The following is an 11,921-nucleotide window of genomic DNA, read 5'->3' on the forward strand; positions in this document are numbered from 1 at the left end:
AAACGCAAAGATAGTAACCAGATAATGATTAGATTTCATAAATTATGTTAATCTTAAACTAGGACTATCGTCTCAGTGTAAAATGTCCCTTTACTTCAAAAGAAATATCTCCTTGTCTTATTTCTGCCAAAAACCAATAGTCACTAGATGGCATATCGTTACCATTGTATCTGCCATCCCAACCTCTAGTGTTTGAGCCTAATTGTTTAATGAGTTTACCATAGCGATCAAATAGATAAATAATACTTCCTGGAAGTGTTTCAATACCTACGATATGCCAAGTGTCATTCTGATTATCGTTATTAGGAGTAAAGAATTTAGGGGCATCAACGACCACAACTTCTTTTGTTACTTGAGCACAGCCATTCAAATCTATTATAGTAATGGTGTGATACCCTAATGCTACATTCTCAAAAACATTAGAGGTTTGTGGTTCTCCATCATCCAAAATGTATAGATAATTACCAATACCACTTATAGTAATTGTAATATTATTTGGGTCCGAAAAATCAATTGTTTCTGTTAATTCTATAGTTGCAGATTCTGATTCGGTAACATTAAATGTACCTGTATTTTGGCAACCAAAAGCGTTAGTAATGGTTACAGAATAAGTGCCAATTTCGGTAATTGCTATTTCTGAAGACGTTGCATTAGTAGACCATAAATAGCTATCAGTAGGATTGTTAGTGTCAGCAGAAACAACAAGGAGTAAATTATTTAAACAAATTACCTGATCTTCAATAGCTATTATAGGTAGCGGATTAACCACCACAGAAAATTGTGTACTATCAAAACACCCTGTTATGTTATCTTCAATACGAACAAAAACAACCTCATTATTAGACGCTAAATAATCAGTTTCAAGAGGATTTATAGCATCATTAGCATTAGTCTGAGAATTGAAGTAAGTCACAGAAAACTCATCAGGATTTTGCCCACCTAAAACAGCTGCGTCTTGTGCAGATAGATTAAATTCTAAAAGTTCATCTGTATCATCATCACAAGCCACTAAATTATTAGGTTGGTTAGCAATAGGTAGTAGATTAACAACTAACTGAAAAGGGTAAACGGCATAGCAACGTGTTGTACTATATACGACTCTGGCAAATAAGGTCTCAGTAGTATTGGTATAGTTATAGTCTGTATTTAGAGGATTTATATTATTCTCTGCATCAGCTTCACTAATATGGTAACTCACTAATATATTAAATGTATTGTCTAAAAGTACTTGATTGACCTCTAATAAATCGACACTATTTGTTGTGTTTTCACAGATATTAAAGGTTCCGAAATCATTAATTGGTGGTGGAGTATTAAGCACAAGGTTAAATGGAGCTACAGTAAAACATCCTGTTGTATTATTAGTGACTTTAGCAAAGATTGTTTGCGGACTAGAAGTGTTTGTGTAAGCTTCAGGGTTTAGAATTTCGTTAGTATCAGTCACCAAATCTAGCTCGTTTTCAAAATAATTAAAACTAATACTAAACTGACGTCCTTCTAGGATTAGAAGTTCCGTAGCTGTTAAATCCCATTCTTGAGAGAGCTGAAAATTATCAGCACAGGTAACTAAGAATTGTCCTTCGGTTACAGTAGGAAGCGCTAATGCATTTATATAAAAAGGAAGCACCTCGTAACACCCAGAGTTAGTGTTTTCAATACGTGCATATACTTGTTGTTGACTAGAACTCGTGGTATAATTAAGTGGTAAAGCGTTAGTACCCAAATTAGCATTTAAAGGAGTAAGATGAAAACTAACCTCTAAATTTTGAGGACTTCCATTTGTGATTTCAGTAACTATATCATTAAGATCTACAGTAACCATCCCATTTTGATTCACATCACAAGTAAAAATATCTGTGGGAGGATTAAAAATAGCAGCTTCTCTAACTTCGATCTGAAAGTCGCCAACTTTAAAGCACGAATTTTCATCACTATTCTGAATTCTAAAATATATGATTTGAGGGTTAGAAATATTCTGATAATCTATGGTTTTATCAATAGGGTTGGTATTGTTAAGTGCATCATTTTCGGTTGTAAAATAGAGTACTTCTATGTTTTCTTGTCCGTTAACAATTATAGCATCTCTAGATTCGAAAAGAAAATTAGCAGGTTGTAAAGGGTTGACTTCACATTGAATAAAATCATCTACAGGACCTAGTTGAGGATCATTGTAAATAAGGATGTCAAAACTTATAATGAAGACACAATCCTGGTTGTTTAATTCAATTTTTATAAATAGCTCCGTAGTTGCTGTTGTATAACTTTGAGGGTTTAATATTGGGTCACGATCACCAACAGCATTATCATAAGTTCTGTAAAACGTATATGAAAAATCTGAAATCTGTTGAGAGATTTCTGAGATTACAGATTCTAAATTTATAGTGTAATCTCCATCTTGGTCTTCATTACAAATTATTATAGGCGCAATAGTTTGGTCATCAATACTATTGCTTAGATTAACAAGTATAGTAGAGATATCAAAACATCCGGTATTTTGATTTATAATTCTTGTATAGAACATTTGTGAATTCCCAATAACGTCGAAAGCACTCGTAATCTCATTTTCTTGATTGTTTGCATCTGCTTCACTGATATAAAATTTAACATTAAATCCTACAGCCCCTTGATTTGCTATATTAGATAACGGGTTTATTGCAATTTGAGTGGTATTTGTTAGAGTATTAAAATTACCACATCGTTCTGTAACCTGAGGTTGAAAATTTGGTTTAGGATTGATACTTAATTCAACTTGAGAAAAATGCTCGCAATCGTTATAAGTACTTCTTAAATATAATATTTGTTCTGCATTTGTTACTGTAATGTTTGTATCTAAATCTAATGGGTTTTGGTCATTATCTCTATCTGCTTCATTTTCATAAAACCTAATACCAATATCATAACCGCTTTGTAATTCTTCGATGACATCATTTAAATTGAAATCTAAAATACCATCATTAGAAGCATCATCACATCCATAAACTATCCGTTCGTCTTGAAGAACGTTAAATACAAGATTTTTATGCAGTTCTAAAGGAATTACAATTTCACAAAAGTCACCTGTTGATACACCTAAGGCGATAGTCCTAGCTGGTGAAGATGTAACAATAGTTGGTGGTGGTGTTAGTGGAAACTCTAATATTCTAAACGTGATACCAGGATATGCATCTTCTATTTCTCCAACAATAGATGTTAAATCATAAGACGCTACTATGTTTTGGTAATTGACCTCGTCAATTCCATTATTAGATTCAAAAAAGTCAGGATCTGTACACGTACTGTAAATGAATCTTTCGACACCTATATCTGGTGGAGATTGATAGTCTAAACGTATTCTTCCTACAGAAAAACAACCGTTAAAATCATCTACAATTCTAGCAAAAACAAATTCAGGATCACCAATTATTTCAGAGGTTTCAGTAATTGAATTTTCATTGTTAATAGCTTCATTTTCAGTTGGGAAATAGGTTATTGTTCTATTAAATTCAAAATCAGATACTTGAAAATCAAAGAAACTTAAAGCGATTATCTCGAAACCTCCATCATTTATAAAGCCTTCGCAAACATCTACTGAAACTTCAGTGGTTATTGGGGCTGCATTAACATTTATGTTAAAACTACCTAACTGTAAACAACTGCCATCAACACTTTCTATTCTTACAAAAACAACCTCGTTAGTTGCAGTGTTTTGATAAATGCCAACAATAGTATTTGTATTGTTTTGGGCATCATCTTGGCTAAGATGATAACTTATAATATAATTTGTAGTAGGGAGCTGGGAAAGCAATTCAGCATCTTTTAGTGCACTAAAATTAAAATCATAAATACCATCGCTTGGTGCTTCATCACAGATATTAATATCTTCTATTGGAGCTGCATTTTGAAAGGGGATAATTTCAATTTCTATAGTGTCGGTTAATGTACAATTTCCACCAGCTACAGGTATTGATATTTCAACATTGTAAGTACCAGATTGATTAACTTGAAGTGTTGGATTAGTTTCACCAGCAATTAAACCACCATTAAAAAACCAAGTATAGATTGCTGTAGGATTATTAATGTCGCCATTTAGTACCGTATCATTACCGCAAATAGATTGGTCTGGACCCAAATCTATTGAACCACCGAAACCTTCAGCTTCAATAAAAACAGCTGAATCAAAACGTTCATCTATATGATCTGCAATTACAAATTTAATACGATAAGCTTGTCCTGAAATAATGGAACTATTAGCCGTCAAGACGGTTGTTTGACCATTAAAATTTGTGCCACCAACATTATAACCTTGAAAATAATCTTGGTTCTGTTGTGGGCAAAAACCTTCAATATTTGGATGTATGGTATTGGTACTTATGTCTGTATCTGTTCCTGGTACTAAAGCTATATTAACATACGGATCTGTTGTGCCAGCGGCTTTTATAAGAATAGCAAAAACATCTCTAAAATTACAAGGGTAGTCTTGTTGGTATTCGTCCGAAGCAAAAATGTACTTAAATGCTATAAAATCATTAGCAGAAATAAAATCAAATTCAATAGACGTTGTATTTAGTGTTTGGTCAATACCCAAAACATCTAATACATCTGGATCTGTTTCCCAATTAATTTCACCTTCATTTAAATCTTCTCCAATAACTGTATTTCCTGCAGATGTTATACTACCTGTAGATAATACAATACCACTTTGGAGAGGGAAATTAGATGTGCCTCGATCAAAAGAACCATAACTAATAATGTTATTAATATTACCGTTAATTGAAGACGAAATATTAAAAGCAGTAGCACAATTATCTCCTACTAAATCTTGTATAAGTTGATTAGGTTGTTGAGAATTATCTGTAACAATTTGTTGCGCAGATATGAAACACAAGTGCGTAAAAAAGAAGAGAAGTAAATAAAAACTTTTCCTTTTCATTAGTTCTTTTTCAAAAATTATAACTCTTGAGAAAATAGAGTTCTTCTTTTTTAGCTAAATATATGAAAAAGTAACTAAAACCTAATAAAGTTAGAGGTTCTTAACATTATAGTAATTTGAAGTATACTAGCGCTTTAAAGTAAAATGCCCTTTAACGTCAAAGGATTCGCCACCACGTTGTACTTTGGCTAAAAACCAATAGTCACTAGCAGGCATTTTATTACCATTATAGGTGCCATTCCATCCAGATGTATTAGAGCCTAGTTGTGTAAGTACTTTACCATAGCGATCAAAAATATAGATTATAGTACCAGGAAGCGTTTCTACTCCACTAATATGCCATGTGTCAAAATCACCGTCGTCATTTGGTGTCATGTGTTTAGGTGCATCTATAACAATAACTTCTTCAGTAACTTCAGAACAGCCATTAATATCTATAATAGTTATAGTATGGTAGCCTAAACCAACGTTTTCAAATACTGGTGATTCTTGTGGAATACCATCATCTAGCTGGTAAAGGTAATCGCCAATACCAGTAACTGTAATTGTTATATTGTTTGGGTCTGAGAAATCTATAGTTTCAGTAACTTCAATAGTTGCAGCTTCAGACTCTGACACACTAAATGTTCTTGTGTTTTCACAACCAAATTCATTTGTTAGACTCACCCAATAAATTCCAATTGCTGTAATCTCAATTTCTGAACTTGTCTCACCCGTAGACCATAAATACTGATCTGTTGGATTGTTAGTGTTCGCAGATACTAAAAGCGGTAAGTTGTCTAAGCAAATAACTTGGTCTTCAATATCTATTATTGGTAATGGATTTATAACAACTAAAAACTGCATTACACTATAACAACCCGTGCTATTGTTTTCTAGACGCGCATAAATAACTTCACTATTAAATGCAAAATAATCGGTATCTATTGGTGTGTTGTTTTCGTTGGCTTGTAGCTCAGAATTATGATAGGTAATTGTAAATTGTGTTGCGTTTTGACTGCCTAAGATACTTGAGTTTTGTTGTGTTAAATCAAACTCTAAAATACCATCAAAGTTGTCATCACAAGCAATCAAATCACTAGGTTGGTTAACCGTTGGTAACGGGTTTACATTTAGATTAAATTCATAGATATAGAAACAATGTGTAGTACTAAATTCTACACGAACAAATAATGTGTCATTATTGGATTGATACGTGTAATCGGTGTCTAACACATTAGTGTTTGCTTGTGCATCTACCTCACTTGTATAATAACTAATTAAGACATTAAAGCTTTCATCCATTAGCGTTTCATTAATTTCAGTTAAATCGAAAGTGTTAGTATCATTTGCACAAATGTCATAGACTTCAAAATCATTAATTGCTGGTGGTAAGTTTACAGACAAATTAATAGGTACTGCAACGTAACAATTAGAAATTGTATTTGTAATCTTTATAAATACCGTTTGTGGACTACTTGTGTTAATGTAAGCTTCAGGATTAGAAATAATGTTAGTGTTAGCTTCTACATTGTCTAGTGTTTCAAAATATGTAATTTCAATATCATCTTGTCTTACATCTAAAACGTCAACTTCAGCATTAGTTAAGTCAAATTCAACAAAACCATCATAATCTTCATCACATTGAACCATTGGTTGAGATTGGTTGACTTCTGGGACTTGAATTATATTTAATTCAAAAGACGTAATAGAATTACAAATCGTACCATTATCTATCTGAACATAAATTTGTTGTGGATTAACCGTATTTGTGAAATCGTTTGGTAATGGGTTTATACTGTTTTCAGCATTAAACTGCGAGGTGTAAAATGTGATGGTTAAGTTATCTGGGATACCTTGAGAAACCTCAGTGACTTTGGTCGATAAATCAAAATTTTCAAAACCATCATTACTAATATCATCACAAACAAACCAGTTTGTAGGTTCATTAAAGACTGGGTTTGTGCCTACTTCGATTATAAAACTAGATGTTCCGTAACACTCTTGGTCCGATAGGTTTTCTACTCTAACAAATATGGTTTGTGGGTTACTAGTATTCTGATAAAGGATATCTTTATCAATAACATTAATACGATTATCGGCATCATTTTGATTAAGGTAATAAAGCGTTTGTTTTCCTGTTTGACCGTTTAATATTTCTATATCTTTAGTATTGAAAATAAAGTCTCCAAAACCATCACTATTGTCTTCACAGATTTTATAATTTGTTATTGGTTGAAAAACTGGAAGTGTGTTTATAATTACAGATAATTCTTCGGTTGAATGACAGCCAGTAATTGTATTTGTAACACGAATAAAAACAGATCCTGTTGTCGCACTAAAAGTTATTTCGTTTGGTATTGCATCAGAATTAGTATCTGCATCTGACCAACTATTATGAAAAGTAATACTACGATTATTGGTGTCTGCAACAACTTCTGAAATTACGTTTGAAAGGTTTATGATTGAAAATCCATCTTGGTCATCATCACAAATAATAATTTGAGATGGAGTTGTAGTTATTGGAGCTTCTAAAATTGTAATATCAAATGCATTGACATCAAAACATCCTGTGCCTACAGATTGAATTCTTGGGAAAACGGTAAAAGGATTTATAGTATTTGTATAAAAATTAGGTAAAGCATTTGAGCTAGCCAAAGCATCACTTTCAGATAAGAAATAAGTGACTGTAAAATCAGGCATACCATCGGTAACCTCAGCATCAAACTGCGATAAATTTATGGTAGTAAATCCATCTTGATTTTCATCACAAACGGTTTGATTATTTATGGGGTCAAATTCCTGTACAGGAACTAGTATAAACTCTATTTCGGCAATATCATCGCAAGTATCACTAGCCAAACCAAGAAAAATAGTTTGTGGATTACTGTTAGGAATAAAAGGAATACTCTGATCTATTGGGTTTATTTGATTATCTCTATCATCTGCTGTGTTATAAAATTGAACAGTAACAGTATCTAAATTATTTATAATACCTACTGCTATACTTGCTAAATTAAATTCTTCATTATTGTCATTATCTACATCGCAACTTGTTATATTATTAATGTTGGTTGCGGTTAATAATAAGTTAGTATGAATTTCTATTGGTGTTATAGCTGCACAACCAGTAGCATCATTTACAACTCGGATAAAAATAATTTGTTCATTAATAGCAATATTTGCATAGTTGCTATCATTTGTAATTGGATTTGCCCCAGAAAGCGCATCTTCATTAGTTTCATGAAATGTTACAGTTACACCTGTTAAGCCTTGTAGAACATCTGGAATAATAGATGTTAAATCAAAATCAGTAAAACCATCATGGTCTGCGTCACAAGCATCGATATAATGGTTATCCGTGTTGATAACTGGATTGTCTAAAACAGTAATATCTAAAGCCGTTGTGCTAATACAACCTGTTTGTGGGTTTTGCACACTAACAAATACCTGTTCATTAACATTGGTATTTACGAAAGGCATTGGTAATGGGTTACTGCCAGATGCAGCATCTGAAGGTGAACTGTGATAGGTAACTACTAAATTGGTTTGCCCATTAGTAATTTCGTCATTTTTAATATTTAAATCTATTGTTGTAAAACCGTCAGCAGTTTGGTCATCACAAATATCTAATGGACTAGGGGCAACAATAGTAGGTAACTCATTTACAATTACGCTAAATGATGAAAAAGCCAAACAGCCATTATCAATATCTTCTATTCTTACATATATTAATTGTGGGTTAGATGTATTCTGAATCGGATTTGTAATGGCGTTAGTGCCATTCTCTGCTTCAGTATTAGTTAAGTGATAAGAAATTGTATAATTTGAAGCCGGTACACTAGCTAAAACTTCAGCATCTTTTGTGTTTAAATTAAAAATTTCGAAACCGTCATTGCTTAAATCATCACAAACTTCAAAATCTGTAATAGGACCTGAAGATTGTGTAGAACTTAATGTGATATTAGTCTCATCTTCTATGTTACACGCTCCTCCTGAAAGCGGAATAGATATTTCAACACGATAGTTTCCTGTCAGTAGCGCATTATATGTTGGTTGATTTGCACCAGAGATTAAACTATCATTAAAATACCACATATAGGTTGCTTGTGAGTTTTCTATATTTCCATCTAAAAGGACATTGGTTGCACATGTAGTTATATCTTCTCCCAAATCTACAGTAGCATTAAAACTATTACCTTCTATAAATACGGCAGAGTCATAATTCTCATCTGTTTGGTCAGCAATAACTAATTTAATTTGGTATTGTACATTGGGTTGAATTGCTACTACAGCAGATAGCACAGCCGTTCTACCATTGTAATTGGTATCACCTAAATTATAACCTTCAAAAAATTGACTATTTGCAGCATCACAAAATCCAACGATTTCATCATGTACTGTATTTGTGTTTACTGGTGTCGTAGTACCAGGTATTAAAGCAATGTTAACATAAGGATTACTGCTACCAGCTTCCCTAATTAAAAAAGCAAAACCATCTGAATACTGACATGGAAAATTCCCAAAATATTCTTCTGAAGCTAATATATAATTGAATTGTATTTGATTTGAAATTGAAATAAAGTCAAACTCTATGGATGTTGCGTTTAAAGTGTTGGTAATACCAAGCGCTGTTTCTAAATCACTGTCAGTTGTCCAGCTATTGTTTCCATCATTTAAAGTTGAATTATTTTGAGAATTTCCGGCTGAATTTGCGTTTCCTGTTGTTAGTACTATACCGTTCTCGAAAGGGAAACTTGAAGTTCCTCGCTCAAAAAAACCAAAACTTCCTAAGCCTACAGTATTTCCGTTAATAGGTGAAGAAATATTAGAGACTTCTACACAACCTTGTATTAACGTGTTTTCGATTAAACTTTCTGGTGAAACTCCATTATTTACTGTTATTTGTTGTGCAAATGAAATGCTACAAATAAAGCACAAAATAAAGCCAATGGCTTGTTTAGTGTTAAACATATTTAGCGGTTAATTAAAAAGTTTAAGAGAGGGTAGATTTAGGGCTAACACTAACTTGTCCTTTTGTTGAATGTAAAAATAGACTTATAATAGCTTAAGTGCAAAATAATACGATGAAAAGCGCATAATATTAACATTTATACAGAATAAGACTATAATTTGTTGCTCTGATAGTGAAGTAGAGGACTATTTTCTGCAAATAACTGACTTTTAATAGGTTATTAATTATAAAATCAACAACTAATAATTCACATAAACCCAACCTATAAAGGGCTTATAGTTTGAGTCATTTAAGTTGAGAATATAATAGTAAGTTCCAACAGGTACAAGGTTACCTTTGTTATTCAATCCTCTATTCGTTATACCTAACCAAGGTTTACTATTATTCCCTTCAAAAATTAGATCGCCATAGCGGTTGTAAATCTGAAGTTGATGCGCTGTAAAAATGTCATATAACCCTTGTATATTAAACGAATCGTTAGAGGTATCATTGTTTGGTGAAAACCCATCTGGAATATAAGGTGGACAATTTTCTATATTAAGTTGAACCTGAAAAATCTCATAACAGGGAGGACTTTCAAATCTTACATAGATAATTTCTGGACTAGAATTATTATTGTAATTACTTGGGTCTAAAATAGAATTAGATGCTGTTTCTAAATCTTCTAAAGAATTATAAAAAGATATAGCGTCGTCATCGTATTCTATACTTTCAAGGGCTTCAAATAAATTAAATGTTGAAGTTTTAAAGCCTTCATTACAACCTGTAAGTTCTGGTAAAATAGTTGTTTCAGGTATAACTAGTAATTCAATATCTTCAAACGTAATATTGTTGTCTTCGTTAATTTCGGTTACTATGCCGCTCATAGTACCATTATCATCTACAACTGCTATTATTGTTAAATTAGGATCTGTTTCATCAGGAATTGTTACTGTTATTACAGCACTTTCAGTTCCACTTATTGGTATGTCATTTACAGTCTGGCTTTGTCCTATTAAAATACCATCTACATAAAAAGCTATTGGTGTATTTGCAGGTAATAGTGCTGTGCTATTAAAATTATTTACAGTGTAAAAAAGTTCTATACTGTTATCTCCACAATTTACAATGAAGTCGTTAATAGTCATTGTAGCATCTGGTAATTGACTATTTAATACGGTTATAATATTATTAATCATTACAAAATCCTGACCAGATGTTAGTGCAATAGTTGCAGATGTATCACCAATACTTATATTGTCTTGGATATTATAAACATCAATGTCCATGTTATATAAATCGGTATCACCAGTAAATGAATTTGTACCATTAAAGGCATTATTTGCTGGGTTTAATGGTAAATTACTAATAACATTTCCGTTAATAGTGAGTTGTTCGTTTACCGCAAGTGCTCTATCGCCTTCCCAAGCTACAAAACCAATTTTTGCATCTTCGTTATCTAAAACATTTAGGTTATCTAAGGTGATACTTAAAAAAGTTGGTACACTTTGTAAACCGTCATAAACATTAAGTTGATTAAGCGGTAGGTTACTATCTTCATAGATTATGGTTATTGCCCAACCACCAAAGTTTGTGCCTGATGGGCAATAAGGACCAATAACATCAGAAAGGTCAAAATCAGAAAGTGTATACGTTGTATTACCTTGGGTTGTTATAATGTCAGTAACATCTGCAAAGGCTGCAAAAAACACCCGATTTGCGTCTATTCCGTCATCAAATAAGCGCTCAGCAGTTATAGGAATACCATTTAATAGAATATCCAAATCACCATTGCCCGAACCAGCCCAATATAAATATGCAGCAACTACATTTTGATTTGTATTTAAATTTAGAGCAGCAGATGAAGTGTTTAGTATCTCACAGATATTATTTGGTCCATTTTCTACAATATTAAGTGTGTTGCCAATAGCAGTATAGTCGTAACGTCCATTAAATTGTTGAAATAAGGCTACATCTTGCGCAATTATAGGGATGGTTGAGCCAAAAATAATAAAACATAATATGTAGTAGGTACGTTTCAAAGTTGTGTTTTGGTAAAACTAAATTAGTGTTTTTTAA

The 11,921-nt window shown here is 32.5% G+C and carries 3 protein-coding genes; all 3 read right to left on the reverse strand.

All coding sequences use genetic code 11. The annotated features are described in order from the left end of the window. Nucleotides 1-64: 64 nt before the first annotated feature. The 3 genes from B2U95_RS02695 to B2U95_RS02705 all read right to left on the reverse strand — a co-directional run bounded on the left by B2U95_RS02695 (nucleotide 65) and on the right by B2U95_RS02705 (nucleotide 11,884). Entirely contained in the window at nucleotides 65-4,909 is a 4,845-nt protein-coding gene (locus B2U95_RS02695) for a T9SS type B sorting domain-containing protein (protein WP_296312471.1), read from the reverse strand. Nucleotides 4,910-5,035: 126 nt separating this feature from the next. Beyond that, nucleotides 5,036-9,862 (reverse strand): T9SS type B sorting domain-containing protein, encoded by a 4,827-nt coding sequence (locus tag B2U95_RS02700; RefSeq protein ID WP_296312474.1) that lies wholly within the window; start codon nucleotides 9,860-9,862, stop codon nucleotides 5,036-5,038. Between the two features lie 240 nt (nucleotides 9,863-10,102). Continuing rightward, the gene (locus B2U95_RS02705; RefSeq protein WP_296312481.1) at nucleotides 10,103-11,884 is read right to left on the reverse strand and encodes a gliding motility-associated C-terminal domain-containing protein; all 1,782 of its coding nucleotides are present in this window, start codon (nucleotides 11,882-11,884) and stop codon (nucleotides 10,103-10,105) included. Nucleotides 11,885-11,921 lie beyond the last annotated feature (37 nt).

The organism is Winogradskyella sp. UBA3174, from assembly GCF_002364335.1.
Classification (GTDB): Bacteria; Bacteroidota; Bacteroidia; order Flavobacteriales; family Flavobacteriaceae; genus Winogradskyella.

Excerpts from the sequence above, each read along its gene's own strand:
- B2U95_RS02695 (WP_296312471.1), bottom strand. The coding sequence starts at position 4,909 with ATGAAAAGGAAAAGTTTTTATTTACTTCTCTTCTTTTTTACGCACTTG.
- B2U95_RS02700 (WP_296312474.1), bottom strand. The coding sequence starts at position 9,862 with ATGTTTAACACTAAACAAGCCATTGGCTTTATTTTGTGCTTTATTTGT.